Genomic DNA, 12,191 nt, shown 5'->3' with positions numbered 1-12,191 from the left:
TCTCCTTATGCTTTTACTTTAGCCAATGCATCAATTGTTGCTCTTACAACATTGTAAGGATTATTTGAACCAAGCGATTTTGTAAGAATATCTTTGATTCCTGCCATTTCTAAAACTGGTCTTACAGAACCACCTGCAATCACTCCAGTACCCTCACTAGCAGGCTTCAATAAAATAATACTAGAATTGTATTTTTCTTGGACATCATGTGCTATTGTAGTGCCCTTTATATTTATTTTAATAATATTTTTAAAAGCATCATCAATAGCCTTTTTTATAGCATCTGGAACTTCCTTGGCCTTGCCAAGTCCAAACCCAACAAGACCATCTTTATTACCAACTACTACTAAAGCATTGAATCTAAATCTTCTACCACCTTTTACAACCTTAGTAACACGCCCTATATTTACAACAACTTCTTTAAAATCTTCTCTATTAATTTCCATCTTATCCCCTACAAACTAATTCCATTTTCGCGAAGCGAATCTGCAAAACTTGCAACAACACCATGATATAAATATCCATTTCTATCAAAAATAACCTTTTCAATCTTTGCCTTTTTCAAGCTATCAGCCAGAGAAGAAGCTATTTTCTTTACATCATCTTTATTGTTTTTTAGACCCATTTTCTTACCATCAACACTAGCTAAAGTTACACCATTTACATCGTCAATAGCCTGTGCGTAGAAATATCTATTTGAGCGAAAAATACTTAATCTAGGGGTTATAGAATCACCATGTATTCTAGAGCGAATCCTTAACTTTCTTTTAATTCTCAAACTTCTTTTTCGTTTAATGATTTTACTTGTCATGTCCTATCCTTATTTTTTAGAAGTTTTACCAGCTTTGCGGATAATATGCTCTTCTACATATTTCACACCCTTACCTTTGTATGGTTCTGGTGGTCTAAACTCTCTAATTTCAGCTGCGATTTGACCTATTTGTTGCTTATCAGAACCTTTTATTGTTATAAGATTCTTATCAACAACGATCTCTACACCATCTGGAATATCATAATTTATAGGATGAGAAAAACCTAATGCTAATTCTAAAACCTTGCCCTTAATAGCAGCTTTATAACCAACACCATTTATCTCTAATTGCTTTGTGAAACCATCTGTTAAACCTATTACAATATTATTTGCTAAAGCTCTATAAGTTCCCCAATAAGCTCTATCTTGTGCACTATTGCCATTTAGAGAAAAGCTTAAACTGCCATCTTTAAATTCAATACCAACACGATTGTAAGTCTCCAACTCTTTTGTTAGCTTACTATTCTTAAAAACTATTTTGCTTCCTTCTATACTAACAGATACAGCACTTGGAATGCTAATAGGTTTTTTTCCAACTCTTGACATAAACTTCTCCTACCAAATACTACATAAAGCTTCGCCACCTACATTGGCTTTATAAGCTTCATCATTTGCGATAACACCCTTAGAAGTGCTAACCACAATTGTTCCATAGCCATTTTTGAATCTTTTTAATTCATTTCTAGCCTTATACACTCTTCTTCCGGGTTTTGAGATTCTAGTTATTTCGCTGATAACTGAACGACCTCTTTCATCGTATTTTAAAACAACATTAATCGATTGCTTTTTATCTTTTTCAACAACCTTATAGCCCTCAATGAATCCCTTAGCCTGAAATACATCTAAAATAGATACAACAACTTTTGCATAATACAAAGTAGTCGTGTCCAATCTTCTCATGCTTGCATTTCTAATTCTTGTTAATGAATCTGCAATAATATCATTTACCATCTCTTCCCCTTACCAACTTGCTTTTCTAAGTCCGGGTATCAAACCCTCATTACCCATTTTTCGAAGACAAACACGGCAAATACCAAAATCTCTATAAACAGAATGTGGTCTTCCACAAATAGAGCATCTAGTATATGCTCTAACTTTAAATTTAGGCTTTCTAGCCGCTTTAGCAATCATAGATTTCTTAGCCATTTACTCTTCCTTTTGCAAAAGGTAAGCCAAAAGATTCTAGTAAAGCAAACGCATCTTTATCGTTTGTAGCACTAGTAACAAAAGTTATATTCATACCATGACTTACCATAATATCATCATAAACTACTTCAGGGAAAATAAGTTGCTCATTAATACCAAAACTATAATTCCCTCTACCATCAAACCCATTTCTAGGAATACCTCTAAAGTCTTTAACTCTAGGTAATGCAATAACAATTAACTTCTCTAAAAAGTTATACATTTGATTGCCTCTTAGAGTAACCTTAACACCAATTGGCATACCTTCTCTCATTTTAAAACCTGCAACAGATTTCTTAGCAGAAGTAATAACTGCCTTTTGTCCAGCAATCAAAGAAATCGTATCTGCTATGTTTTGCATGATTTTAGTATCCTTTGCATACATACCAGCACCAACACTAATAACTATCTTATCAAGCTTTGGTAATAGCATAGGATTTTTTATATCAAGCTCTTTTGCCAACTTTGCTCTAATCTCATTTTTATATGCGGCTTTTAGTTGAAACATTTATTAATCCTCCGCTTTTTTAACATTTGAAATATGAATAGGCATTTCTTTGCTAATAAAACCACCTTTTGGATTCTTATCACTTGGTTTTACTGCTTTTTTTGCTACCTTGCAACCCTCAACAACAACTTGAGAATTTTTTGGCAATACACGCAAAACCTTAGCTTTCTTGCCCTTATCATCACCGGTAATAACTTCTACCATATCACCTTTTTTAATTTTGCATTTAACCATTACAATACCTCCGGTGCTAGTGAAACTATTTTCATAAAATTAGCATAACGAATCTCTCTACCAACTGGTCCAAAAATACGAGTTCCGATAGGTTCTTTTTTGCTATCTAGGATAACTGCTGCATTATCATCAAACCTAATTAAAGCACCATCTTCTCTATGGATTTCTTTTTTTGTTCTAACAACAACAGCCTTTACAACTTGACCTTTTTTTACCTTGCCATTTGGAAGTGCTTTTTTAACAGAAACAACAATAACATCTCCAATAGTAGCATATCTTCTTTTGCTACCACCTAGAACTTTGATGCACATAACTTCTTTTGCACCACTATTATCAGCAACATTTAATCTAGTAAAACTTTGGATCATAGCTCAACTCCTACAGATACAACATTATGCAATGTAAATGCCTTTCTTTTTGAAATTGGCTTACACTCGATTGCCTCAATAACATCACCAACTTTAACGCTATTGTTCTCATCATGCACTATATACTTTTTGAATCTCTTAACTATTTTTCTATATTTTGGGTGTATAACTCTTCTCTCAACAAGAACAGCTACACTTTTATCACCAGACTTAGCAACTACTCTGCCGGCAATTATTCTCTTATGTGGCTCACTTTTAGTTGCCATTATGCCCTCCTTTTTTCATTAAGAGCAGTTTTGATTCTAGCTATGTCTTTTCTAACCACTCTTATTTCACTTGAATTTGTAAGTTGCATAGTTTTTAATTTTAATCTTAATTCAAACATTAAAGATTCTTTCTCTTTTAAAAGACTATTTAACTCTTCTATATTTTTTGTATTAATATCAGTATATTTCATTTTCGCCCTCTCTAGTTACAATTTTTGTTTTAAAAGGGAGTTTGCTTTGTGCTAGAGATAAAGCATGTCTAGCTAGTGCCTCATCAACGCTACCCATTTCATATATGATTCTTCCCGGCTTAATATTCATAACCCACTTATCAACTGCACCTTTACCTTTACCCATACGAGTTTCAAGAGGTTTAGCAGTTAGTGGTTTATCTGGGAATACTCTAATCCAAACCATTCCAGTTCTTTTTGTAGCACGCGTCATAGCAATACGAGCTGCTTCAATTTGGCGAGAATCGATTCTTCCATGTTCAATAGCTTTTATGCCATATTCACCAAAAGCCAACGAATTACCGCGAAAAGCTTTTCCTCTATTTCTGCCTTTCATTTGCTTTCTATATTTTGTTCTTTTTGGCATTAACATAATTATTGCCCCCTTCTTTTTCTAGCTGGTCTAGCTTTATCTTCAGATTCTTCATGTTGCTTTTCATTATGGAAACCTTTTTGCAACACTTCACCTTTAAATATCCATACTTTAACACCTATATTTCCATAAGTAGTAAGTGCTTCAGCAAAGCCATAATCTATCTTTGCTCTTAGTGTATGAAGTGGGATTCTGCCCTCCATATACCACTCTGTTCTAGCCATCTCTGCACCTGCTAATCTACCAGAGACTTTAACTTTAATTCCCTTAGCACCAGATTTTATAGCACCCTGCATAACTTTTTTCATAGCTCTTCTAAAAGCAACCCTTCTTTCAAGTTGAGTAGCTACACTCTCAGCAGCTAATTGTGCATTACTTTGTGGCTTTTTAACTTCTTTAATATTAATAAAAATATCTTTATTTACTATTTTCTTTAAAGAATCTTTTAGCTTTTCTACATCAGCACCCTTCTTGCCTATGATAATACCCGGTCTTGCAGCAACAACTGTTACTCTTATTTTCTTTGCTGTTCTTTCAATTAGAATATCACTAACACCAGCATAGTAAAGCTCTTTTTTTAGGAATTTTCTAATTTTGTGGTCTTCAGCTATATTTTGTGGTGCATCAGCAAATGAAGGAAACCATCTAGATTCCCAATTTCTATTGATTCCAAGTCTTAGACCTATTGGATTAACTTTTTGACCCATCGCTTATCCTTATTTCTTTTCTGTAACTTCAACTAAAATATGTGAAGTTGGTTTTCTAATTGGAGTAGCTCTACCTCTAGCTCTTGGAGTAAATCTTCTTAGCACAGGACCAGCATCCACTCTACAAGATGAGATAACCACATTTTCAGCCTCATAACCACCATTTGCAACTGCTGATGCAATAACTTTAGATATGATTCTTGCTGCTTTGTTTGGCATAAACTCTAACGAAGCTATTGCAAGTTCCGCATTCATTCCTTGCACTTCCCTAGCTATAAGTCTAGCTTTAGTAGGTGAGAGGCGAATATATCTTAATAATGCTTTACTCATATTATCCCCTTACTTACCTATTTTCTTTTGGACACTTCCCTTGTGTCCCTTAAAAGTTCTAGTTGGTGCAAATTCACCTAACTTGTAGCCAACATGGTTTTCTGTTACATACACAGGAACAAATGCTCTACCATTATGAACATTAAAAGTAATTCCAATCATATCAGGTATGATCGTGCTTCTTCTTGACCATGTTTTAATTGGTTTATTGTCTTTTGTTTCTTTAGCTTTGATAACTTTCTTCATCAAATGCTCATCTACAAAAGGACCTTTTTTAATTGATCTAGCCATTTGTATTCCTTATTTTTTTCTTCTTGAAATAATAAGCTTATCGCTTGCTTTCTTTCTTCTTGTTTTGTAACCTTTTGCTGGCATACCCCAAGGAGAAACAGGGTGCCCACTTGAACCAGTTTTACCTTCACCACCACCATGTGGGTGATCTACAGGGTTCATAGCAGAACCTCTAGTTTGAGGTCTTATACCTCTATGTCTATTTCTTCCTGCTTTACCAATAGAAATATTTGCAAAATCCTCATTACCAACAACACCGATTGTAGCCATACATTCACCCAAAATGTATCTCATCTCACCACTTGGCATTCTAAGTATTGAATACTTGCCTTCTCTACCCATTAGTTGTGCACTAGCACCTGCACTTCTAGCTAACTGACCACCATGACCCGGGTGTAATTCTATATTATGAACAACAGTTCCTATTGGAATATTCTTTAACTTCATAGCATAACCAAGTCTAATATCAAGCCCACCTTCAGCTGCAATAACCATGTCACCAACACTAAGTCCGCTAGGCTGAATGATATATCTCTTCTCACCATCTTTGTAAGTAATAAGAGCGATTCTGCAGTTTCTATATGGATCGTATTCTATAGCACTTACCTTGCCTTCTATATTATACTTGTTTCTTTTGAAGTCTATAATTCTATATAGCTTCTTAGCACCACCCTCTTTGTGTCTGCTTGTAATTCTACCATTGTTATTTCTTCCAGCATGAACAGGAAGCTTTACTAATAATTTTCTAACGCTTGGCTTAGCAGTTATGTTTTCTGAACTAAGGTTGCTCATAAACCTTCTGCTAGGCGTATATGGTTTATATGTTTTAATTGCCATCACTCACCCCTTATACTGCCAAAGATTCTATTTTAGCACCATCTGGAAGCTTCACATAGAATTTCTTAAAATCGCTTCTCTTACCGATAACGCCACGGAATCTTTTCACTTTTCCACTTTGTCTTAAAGAGTTAATAGAAAGTGGAGTAACACCAAAATATTCTTTAAAAACCTCTTTTAGTTGTGTCTTGCTTAACTTTGGTGAAGTTTGAACAACTAATACGCTTTGCTCTTGAAGCTGAAGAGATTTTTCTGTATACATTATTGATTTAATGTCTGTAATACTTGCCATACTTAATCCTCTTTAGTAATAGATTCAAAAAGCGATTTTTCAATCACAACTGATCTAAATGTAGCAACCAAATACGCATTTAGCTCAGCACCATCAATCAAATAGCAATCTTTAATATTTCTAAATGACAAGAAAGTTTTTTCATCAAATAATGCTGATACAAATAATGTATTTTTTTGCTCTAATGATTTAAACATAGAGTAAGCATCTTTTGTTTTACCGCTTTCTATTTGAATCTTATCTACTACAAATAAAGTTCCGTTATTTGCTTTTTCTTGTAATGCATATTGCAATGCAAGTTTTTTTTGCTTTTTATTTACTTTTAGATTGTAGTTTCTATTGTTGCTAGGACCATGAGATACACCACCGCCAACGAACACAGGAGAAGTTATACTACCAGCTCTAGCTCTACCACCACCTTTTTGACTCCATGGCTTTTTGCCACCACCGCTAACATTACCTCTAGTTTTAGCTAAAGCATTATTAGCTCTAATTGACGCTAAAAAAGATTTAACATATAGGTATAGGTTATGAGAGTTTATGCTTTTATAGCTCTCTGGCAAGTCAATCTCACCGCTTTTCTTTAAATTTTTATCTAAAATAATAGCTTTACTCATTTTACAACCTTTATCTTGCCAAATGCACCATTAAACCCCGGAACAGAACCTTTTAACACCAATACACCTTGCTCTTTATCAAAAGACACAATTTCATTTTGAACTGTTACTTTTTCATTTCCGTAATGTCCTGCCATTTTCTTACCCGGTTGAACACGACCCGGCCATTCACGATTACCTATAGAACCCGGCGCTCTGTGGAATCTACTACCATGTGCTCCAGGACCACCTTGGAAATTCCATCTTTTCATAACACCGCTAAATCCTCTACCTTTGGTATTAAAAGATACCTTAACTCTCTTGGCAGATTCTAACCCAGATAGATCCAAGTCTCCAGCTTCTGTGTTACTAACATCAATAGTCATAAATCTATTAAATTCTTTACTTAGACTATATTTCTTTTGTTGTCCCATGATAGATTTGTTTATAGTTTTACCTTGTTGATATGCAACTATAGCTCTATTATTTCCCAACACTTCGCAAACTTTAACTTGCTTTACCTTTAATAATGTAACTGGAATGCTAGGCTTAGCAATAGTTCTACTCATTCCAATTTTTTCTACTAAAAATTCCATCTATACCCCTTATTGACCCATTGAACGCACTTCTACATCCACTTCTGGTGCCATATCTAGCTTTGTTAGACTATCTACGGTTTCAGGTGTAGCAGAAACGATATCTATGATTCTAGTGTGAACACGAATTTCAAACTGCTCTCTTGAATCTTTATTGATGTGAGGAGATTTCAAAACTGTGTATCTTCTCTTTTTTGTAGGCAATGGAATAGGACCTCTTATTTCAGCTCCTGTTCTTTTAACAGCCTCTACAATAGACACGATAGAGCGGTCAAGCACCCTATGATCATAAGCTTTTAATTTTAATCTAATTTTTTCCATGAATTTTCCTTAAAAGAACTCATCAACAAAGTGATGTTAAAATCGTTTTGGAAGCTGAAATTATATACATATAACTATAATTTTGCAATACATTTTGACATTTTATTTCCTTTTTAAAAGGAAGAATATAAAATACGACAAACATAGAGGTGGTATTATGATTTTAGAAAAGTTATTCGAACAATATCCAAAAAATATATCAAAAATACATAGAAAAACAAACATAAAGCTACATGATAAAACCATATTATATGGGGCAAAAAACACAGGAAAAACTGACTTTATCCTAAATTACTTCAATAATTTTGAGCACAACAAAATATATATAAATTTAAATAACCCAAAATTCAATCCACAAAAAGACATAGAAGAATTGGATAGTTTTTGCAATAAAATGGATATACAACTATTAATACTAGATTCATTTAATAATCAAATACAAAAAATACCAAACATAAATAAAACAATAATAATAAGCCAAACACCGCATAATATACATGATTTTACCAATATTGAAATGCCACCAATTACATTTAAAGAATATAGCAAAATACACAAATACAGCAGTGAAGAATCTCTAACAAACTATCTAAAATACGGCAATTTATTAGAAGGAGAATCTCTAAAGGAATATAAAAAAATAGAATTTTTACACACACTTGCAAATAACGAATCTAATTTTTGGATTTTGAAAAATCTAATCTTGCATTTAGGCTCTAAAGTATCAACTCACCAAATATATACAAAGCTAAAAAAAGAAGGAAAAATCAGTAAAGACAGATTTTATAGCTATACTAAATTCTTGCAAGATAGCAAAACTTTATTTTTATTAGAAAAGCTAGACCATAGTTCTGCAGCAAAAAAGTTATATTTCTATGACTTCACATTAAAAAACACTATAAGTTTTGATAGAAATTTCTCTGCACTTTTTGAAAATATGGTTTTTTTAGAGATTCTATATGAGTATCTAAATGGAGATATAAACACAATTTTTTATACTGATAAAATAGATTTTTACATACCAAAATACTCTCTAGGAATCGTATGTATGCCATTTATTCAAAACCATATACTAGAATCTAAGCTAAACAAAATAAGCAAAGAAAGAGAATTTTGTGAAAAATTCATAATAATAAGCCTAAATCAAAGTTTTATAGGAGAGAATCTAGGGACACCATATGAGGTAGTCCCATTTAATAAATTAAATACACATCATATAAGCCCGACATAATTACTGCTTCAAGCTTTAATATTAGCTTTTTTCTTAATATTTTTTAACCATATTTAAAATCTTAAATGGTAGTGAGAAATATTTTCCTTTTTTTCTTTTATTGTGTGCGTAAATACCAGCCTTACCTATCTCATATGAAATATTATAAAGATTATTTGGTATTTGTTTGTTTATAGTTTTGTTCAACATTATATATATACATGTAACAATAGGCACAATAATAGGTGAAAACACGAAAGAGATTCTAGTTAATTTATATAACATGAATCCTAAACTCACTTGAAAAACTTTATTTTCATCTGCTACTTGTCTTAATTTCTCTAATTCACTACAAAATATAGGTGTCTTACAAGCCATATCCCACCAATAATGCCCTAAAAAATTACCCTTCAAATCTACATAAATCTTTGAATCCACCCAAGGCTTATGGTGTGTATAAAAGTGCAAAATACATGGATTTGCCAAACTCTCACTTAGCTCTTCTTTTGTATATGCAATATTTGGCTTTTTGTGCTCTAGCGTATTTGCATTAATATACATATACACCAAAAGATTGTATCTTAAAGGAAGCTTTAGCGTCTTATGTAATAAAGAAGCATTTAAAATGCTTTGGTCATGTTCTTTTAGATTATAATTTTTAGCTATCATTAAAGATTCTTGCTCAATGCCCAACTTTCTCCAAGAATCCAAATCAACAAGTAACATACCAGAGTTAAAATATGTCTTAGCATAATCACCACATATACTAGGTAATTCATCATTCTTTGATACTAGCCTTCTATTATTATTTATATAATCATAAACAACCCCACACACGAGCCCTTTTTCTCTCATTACCTCCAAATATGAAAAAATCTCTCTAATATCACACAAACACAGCATATCAACATCTAAATACAATACACTAGGAATCCCTTCTAGCACACTACCTATTAGCAAACGATAGTAAGCTAGATAGTTTCCATTTAACTTTGGCACTTCATATCTAGCAAATACTTCATCGCTAATTATATGAATCTCCAAACTACAATGATATATTTTTGATAATTCCAAAATCATAGTTTCTAGTTTTTCTTTTATATTTTCACTTAATTTATCCATAAGAATATGAAAACAAAATGGCTTATCTACACGATTAGCAGAATAAACCATTGAAGTAATAAGCACTGATAGATATGGAATATAATTTTCATCACTATTAAATGCAATATGATAATTATCCAAGCATAATAACCTCAACAACTGAATCTTTTTTATATTCTTCTTCTCTTAACACAACAAGCCCTATCTTACATGAAGTAATCGGACAAAAATTGTTCAAAATAGCACTCAAAAAATCCTTCTTACCATCAAAATTAATGCAAAACTGACCATCTTTTTCCACTACATTACACACACGAAGCTCTAATCTTTTATCTTTCTTTGTTATATCAACTCCAAGCGGAACTCTAAGTACTAACCTTTGCATTGTACTTCCGCACATTTTAAGCAAAATCTCAACTACAAAAAGCTCAAAAGTAACCAAAGTTGCATTAGGAAATCCCGGAAGCCCAAAAAAATGCTTACCAAAGAATCTAGCATAAAGCACATGCTGACCGGGCTTGATTTTCACACCCTTAAAGATAACTTCTTCTTTTCTCTCATGTGCTATCTTGCTAATAAAGTCATAATCCCCAACACTAGCTCCACCTGTTGAGACAACTAAATCGCAACTCTTAAGTGCATCTTGCAAGGATTCTTCTATTAGCTCTTTATTGTCTTTTAGTATTGGATATAGCTTTGGGATTCCGCCATATTCCTTTACTTTTGCATATAGCAAATGCCCATTTGCATTGTAGATTCTATTCTCCAAACTACTTTGCTCTCCAAGCTCTAAAATCTCATCACCACTAACTAAAATACCAACTTTTGGCTTCTCATACACATTGACAAATACACAATTCAAACTTGCCAACAACCCAATATAATTTGCATTTAGACTAGTTCCCTTGCTTAGAAGCTTCTCACCTTTTTTGTAATTTGTCCCAATATCTCTTATAAATTCTCCAACTTCACTGCATTTTAGAATCTTTATCTTGTCTCCAATAACCTCTACATTTTCAATGGGGACTAAAATATCAGCTCCATGTGGCATAGCTGCACCAGTGAATGTCTTAATAGCAATTGGGGATTCTAGTGGAATAGTAGGAATTATATCCTTACCAGCAGGATTATCGTCTAATACTACAAACTCTGCATGGTTTTTAAATTTACTTGAAATAGCATATCCATCCATACTAGATAGTGGCACTTGTGGCATATTTATAGTTGCATAGATGTCATCTGCTAAGATTCTATTTAATGCATCATGCAAAAACACTCTCTCTCTACCTAGAATCTCAACTTTAGAATCTTCTAAAAGATTCAACGCCTCATCATACTCTATCTTTTCTCTCATAAAAGATGTCCCATTTTTTCTTTTTTTATCTCTAAATAATGACTATTATGTTTGTTGCACTGCACAATAATAGGCTCTCTTGTAACTTCTATCATATTAGAAAACACAGAAATCTTGCTTGGATTATTCGTAAGAAGCCTTATTTTTTTTAGTTTATAAAACTTAAAAATCTCTTCTACAACACTATAATCTCTCTCATCTTCTTTAAAACCAAGCTTCAAGTTTGCCTCAACCGTATCTAGTCCTTCATCTTGCAAAGCATATGCATTAATCTTATTAAACAAACCAATACCTCGACCCTCTTGTCTAAGGTAAATTACCATTCCATCATCTATTATCATCTTTAAAGCCATTTCAAGCTCGCCACCACAATCGCATTTCAAACTACCTAACACATCTCCAGTTAGACATTCTGAATGCACACGAACTAGTGGATTATCAGATAGATTCTTACTCTTTATCACCAAATGATCAACATAGCATGAATTTTCATTACATTTTTTTGTTTCTCTAAAACTTTGAATCTTAAAATCACCATATTTTGTTGGCAAATTTGCCTCATTAGATACTTGTATCAT

At 32.9% G+C, this 12,191-nt stretch carries 23 protein-coding genes; 1 reads left to right on the top strand and 22 read right to left on the bottom strand.

All coding sequences use genetic code 11. The annotated features are described in order from the left end of the window. Positions 1-5: 5 nt before the first annotated feature. From rpsE to rpsJ, 19 genes are read right to left on the bottom strand one after another with little or no spacing between them, the layout of a single operon-like run. Positions 6-446, bottom strand: coding sequence for a 30S ribosomal protein S5 (rpsE, locus tag PF022_RS03280; RefSeq protein ID WP_271020507.1), 441 nt, complete (start codon positions 444-446; stop codon positions 6-8). 8 nt (positions 447-454) lie between these two features. Further along, positions 455-811 carry a 50S ribosomal protein L18 gene (rplR, locus tag PF022_RS03275; protein ID WP_271020506.1) on the bottom strand — a complete coding sequence of 119 codons (357 nt, stop codon included), beginning with the start codon at positions 809-811 and terminating at the stop codon, positions 455-457. Between the two features lie 9 nt (positions 812-820). Next, a complete protein-coding gene (rplF, locus tag PF022_RS03270) occupies positions 821-1,357 on the bottom strand; it encodes a 50S ribosomal protein L6 (protein ID WP_271020505.1) in 537 nt (178 codons plus the stop codon). Positions 1,358-1,366: 9 nt separating this feature from the next. Continuing rightward, complete coding sequence (rpsH, locus tag PF022_RS03265) at positions 1,367-1,762, bottom strand: 30S ribosomal protein S8 (RefSeq protein ID WP_271020504.1); 396 nt, start codon at positions 1,760-1,762, stop codon at positions 1,367-1,369. Positions 1,763-1,771: 9 nt separating this feature from the next. Continuing rightward, complete coding sequence (locus tag PF022_RS03260; RefSeq protein ID WP_026943278.1) at positions 1,772-1,957, bottom strand: type Z 30S ribosomal protein S14; 186 nt, start codon at positions 1,955-1,957, stop codon at positions 1,772-1,774. After that, positions 1,950-2,504 (bottom strand): 50S ribosomal protein L5, encoded by a 555-nt coding sequence (gene rplE / locus PF022_RS03255; protein WP_271022767.1) that lies wholly within the window; start codon positions 2,502-2,504, stop codon positions 1,950-1,952. Before rplE ends, PF022_RS03260 begins: the two co-directional genes overlap by 8 nt. A 3-nt stretch (positions 2,505-2,507) precedes the next feature. Beyond that, positions 2,508-2,738: a 50S ribosomal protein L24 gene (rplX, locus tag PF022_RS03250; RefSeq protein ID WP_271020502.1), complete on the bottom strand. Its 231-nt coding sequence runs from the start codon at positions 2,736-2,738 to the stop codon at positions 2,508-2,510. Then, positions 2,738-3,106 (bottom strand): 50S ribosomal protein L14, encoded by a 369-nt coding sequence (rplN, locus tag PF022_RS03245; protein WP_271020501.1) that lies wholly within the window; start codon positions 3,104-3,106, stop codon positions 2,738-2,740. The genes rplX and rplN overlap by 1 nt, the downstream gene beginning before the upstream one ends. Then, a complete protein-coding gene (gene rpsQ / locus PF022_RS03240) occupies positions 3,103-3,372 on the bottom strand; it encodes a 30S ribosomal protein S17 (RefSeq protein WP_271020500.1) in 270 nt (89 codons plus the stop codon). Before rpsQ ends, rplN begins: the two co-directional genes overlap by 4 nt. Next, a complete protein-coding gene (rpmC, locus tag PF022_RS03235) occupies positions 3,372-3,563 on the bottom strand; it encodes a 50S ribosomal protein L29 (protein WP_271020499.1) in 192 nt (63 codons plus the stop codon). The genes rpsQ and rpmC overlap by 1 nt, the downstream gene beginning before the upstream one ends. Then, complete coding sequence (rplP, locus tag PF022_RS03230; protein ID WP_271020498.1) at positions 3,550-3,975, bottom strand: 50S ribosomal protein L16; 426 nt, start codon at positions 3,973-3,975, stop codon at positions 3,550-3,552. The genes rpmC and rplP overlap by 14 nt, the downstream gene beginning before the upstream one ends. Positions 3,976-3,977: 2 nt before the next feature. Beyond that, positions 3,978-4,682, bottom strand: coding sequence for a 30S ribosomal protein S3 (gene rpsC, locus PF022_RS03225; protein WP_271020497.1), 705 nt, complete (start codon positions 4,680-4,682; stop codon positions 3,978-3,980). 9 nt (positions 4,683-4,691) lie between these two features. Further along, positions 4,692-5,012 (bottom strand): 50S ribosomal protein L22, encoded by a 321-nt coding sequence (gene rplV / locus PF022_RS03220; RefSeq protein ID WP_271020496.1) that lies wholly within the window; start codon positions 5,010-5,012, stop codon positions 4,692-4,694. A gap of 9 nt (positions 5,013-5,021) precedes the next feature. After that, positions 5,022-5,303 carry a 30S ribosomal protein S19 gene (rpsS, locus tag PF022_RS03215; protein WP_271020495.1) on the bottom strand — a complete coding sequence of 94 codons (282 nt, stop codon included), beginning with the start codon at positions 5,301-5,303 and terminating at the stop codon, positions 5,022-5,024. Positions 5,304-5,312: 9 nt separating this feature from the next. Then, the gene (rplB, locus tag PF022_RS03210; RefSeq protein WP_271020494.1) at positions 5,313-6,140 is read right to left on the bottom strand and encodes a 50S ribosomal protein L2; all 828 of its coding nucleotides are present in this window, start codon (positions 6,138-6,140) and stop codon (positions 5,313-5,315) included. A gap of 10 nt (positions 6,141-6,150) precedes the next feature. Next, entirely contained in the window at positions 6,151-6,432 is a 282-nt protein-coding gene (locus PF022_RS03205) for a 50S ribosomal protein L23 (protein WP_271020493.1), read from the bottom strand. Between the two features lie 2 nt (positions 6,433-6,434). Next, a complete protein-coding gene (rplD, locus tag PF022_RS03200; protein WP_271022765.1) occupies positions 6,435-7,049 on the bottom strand; it encodes a 50S ribosomal protein L4 in 615 nt (204 codons plus the stop codon). Beyond that, complete coding sequence (rplC, locus tag PF022_RS03195) at positions 7,046-7,624, bottom strand: 50S ribosomal protein L3 (protein WP_271022763.1); 579 nt, start codon at positions 7,622-7,624, stop codon at positions 7,046-7,048. The genes rplD and rplC overlap by 4 nt, the downstream gene beginning before the upstream one ends. A 9-nt stretch (positions 7,625-7,633) precedes the next feature. Next, on the bottom strand, positions 7,634-7,945 hold the full coding sequence (gene rpsJ, locus PF022_RS03190; protein ID WP_271020490.1) for a 30S ribosomal protein S10: 312 nt from the start codon (positions 7,943-7,945) through the stop codon (positions 7,634-7,636). A 157-nt stretch (positions 7,946-8,102) separates the two neighbouring features. On the opposite strand from rpsJ, the gene PF022_RS03185 reads away from it, so the two are divergent. Beyond that, positions 8,103-9,176, top strand: a complete 1,074-nt coding sequence (locus tag PF022_RS03185) for an ATP-binding protein (RefSeq protein WP_271022761.1) — start codon at positions 8,103-8,105, stop codon at positions 9,174-9,176. Between the two features lie 33 nt (positions 9,177-9,209). On the opposite strand, the gene PF022_RS03180 is transcribed toward PF022_RS03185, so the two are convergent. From PF022_RS03180 to ribA, 3 genes are read right to left on the bottom strand one after another with little or no spacing between them, the layout of a single operon-like run. Beyond that, a complete protein-coding gene (locus tag PF022_RS03180) occupies positions 9,210-10,400 on the bottom strand; it encodes a glycosyltransferase family 8 protein (protein ID WP_271020488.1) in 1,191 nt (396 codons plus the stop codon). Next, positions 10,393-11,613, bottom strand: coding sequence for a molybdopterin molybdotransferase MoeA (locus PF022_RS03175; protein ID WP_271020487.1), 1,221 nt, complete (start codon positions 11,611-11,613; stop codon positions 10,393-10,395). Before PF022_RS03175 ends, PF022_RS03180 begins: the two co-directional genes overlap by 8 nt. After that, positions 11,610-12,191 carry a GTP cyclohydrolase II gene (gene ribA / locus PF022_RS03170; RefSeq protein WP_271020486.1) on the bottom strand — a complete coding sequence of 194 codons (582 nt, stop codon included), beginning with the start codon at positions 12,189-12,191 and terminating at the stop codon, positions 11,610-11,612. The genes PF022_RS03175 and ribA overlap by 4 nt, the downstream gene beginning before the upstream one ends.

The organism is Helicobacter sp. WB40, from assembly GCF_027859275.1.
Taxonomy (GTDB): Bacteria; Campylobacterota; Campylobacteria; order Campylobacterales; family Helicobacteraceae; genus Helicobacter_D; species Helicobacter_D ibis.
The sequence above is the reverse complement of the archived record's forward strand: the minus strand, read 5'-3'. Positions and strand labels throughout refer to the sequence as shown.

Excerpts from the sequence above, each read along its gene's own strand:
- rpsE (WP_271020507.1), bottom strand. The coding sequence starts at position 446 with ATGGAAATTAATAGAGAAGATTTTAAAGAAGTTGTTGTAAATATAGGG.
- rplR (WP_271020506.1), bottom strand. The coding sequence starts at position 811 with ATGACAAGTAAAATCATTAAACGAAAAAGAAGTTTGAGAATTAAAAGA.
- rplF (WP_271020505.1), bottom strand. The coding sequence starts at position 1,357 with ATGTCAAGAGTTGGAAAAAAACCTATTAGCATTCCAAGTGCTGTATCT.
- rpsH (WP_271020504.1), bottom strand. The coding sequence starts at position 1,762 with ATGGTAAATGATATTATTGCAGATTCATTAACAAGAATTAGAAATGCA.
- PF022_RS03260 (WP_026943278.1), bottom strand. The coding sequence starts at position 1,957 with ATGGCTAAGAAATCTATGATTGCTAAAGCGGCTAGAAAGCCTAAATTT.
- rplE (WP_271022767.1), bottom strand. The coding sequence starts at position 2,504 with ATGTTTCAACTAAAAGCCGCATATAAAAATGAGATTAGAGCAAAGTTG.
- rplX (WP_271020502.1), bottom strand. The coding sequence starts at position 2,738 with ATGGTTAAATGCAAAATTAAAAAAGGTGATATGGTAGAAGTTATTACC.
- rplN (WP_271020501.1), bottom strand. The coding sequence starts at position 3,106 with ATGATCCAAAGTTTTACTAGATTAAATGTTGCTGATAATAGTGGTGCA.
- rpsQ (WP_271020500.1), bottom strand. The coding sequence starts at position 3,372 with ATGGCAACTAAAAGTGAGCCACATAAGAGAATAATTGCCGGCAGAGTA.
- rpmC (WP_271020499.1), bottom strand. The coding sequence starts at position 3,563 with ATGAAATATACTGATATTAATACAAAAAATATAGAAGAGTTAAATAGT.
- rplP (WP_271020498.1), bottom strand. The coding sequence starts at position 3,975 with ATGTTAATGCCAAAAAGAACAAAATATAGAAAGCAAATGAAAGGCAGA.
- rpsC (WP_271020497.1), bottom strand. The coding sequence starts at position 4,682 with ATGGGTCAAAAAGTTAATCCAATAGGTCTAAGACTTGGAATCAATAGA.
- rplV (WP_271020496.1), bottom strand. The coding sequence starts at position 5,012 with ATGAGTAAAGCATTATTAAGATATATTCGCCTCTCACCTACTAAAGCT.
- rpsS (WP_271020495.1), bottom strand. The coding sequence starts at position 5,303 with ATGGCTAGATCAATTAAAAAAGGTCCTTTTGTAGATGAGCATTTGATG.
- rplB (WP_271020494.1), bottom strand. The coding sequence starts at position 6,140 with ATGGCAATTAAAACATATAAACCATATACGCCTAGCAGAAGGTTTATG.
- PF022_RS03205 (WP_271020493.1), bottom strand. The coding sequence starts at position 6,432 with ATGGCAAGTATTACAGACATTAAATCAATAATGTATACAGAAAAATCT.
- rplD (WP_271022765.1), bottom strand. The coding sequence starts at position 7,049 with ATGAGTAAAGCTATTATTTTAGATAAAAATTTAAAGAAAAGCGGTGAG.
- rplC (WP_271022763.1), bottom strand. The coding sequence starts at position 7,624 with ATGGAATTTTTAGTAGAAAAAATTGGAATGAGTAGAACTATTGCTAAG.
- rpsJ (WP_271020490.1), bottom strand. The coding sequence starts at position 7,945 with ATGGAAAAAATTAGATTAAAATTAAAAGCTTATGATCATAGGGTGCTT.
- PF022_RS03185 (WP_271022761.1), top strand. The coding sequence starts at position 8,103 with ATGATTTTAGAAAAGTTATTCGAACAATATCCAAAAAATATATCAAAA.
- PF022_RS03175 (WP_271020487.1), bottom strand. The coding sequence starts at position 11,613 with ATGAGAGAAAAGATAGAGTATGATGAGGCGTTGAATCTTTTAGAAGAT.
- ribA (WP_271020486.1), bottom strand. The coding sequence starts at position 12,191 with ATGATACAAGTATCTAATGAGGCAAATTTGCCAACAAAATATGGTGAT.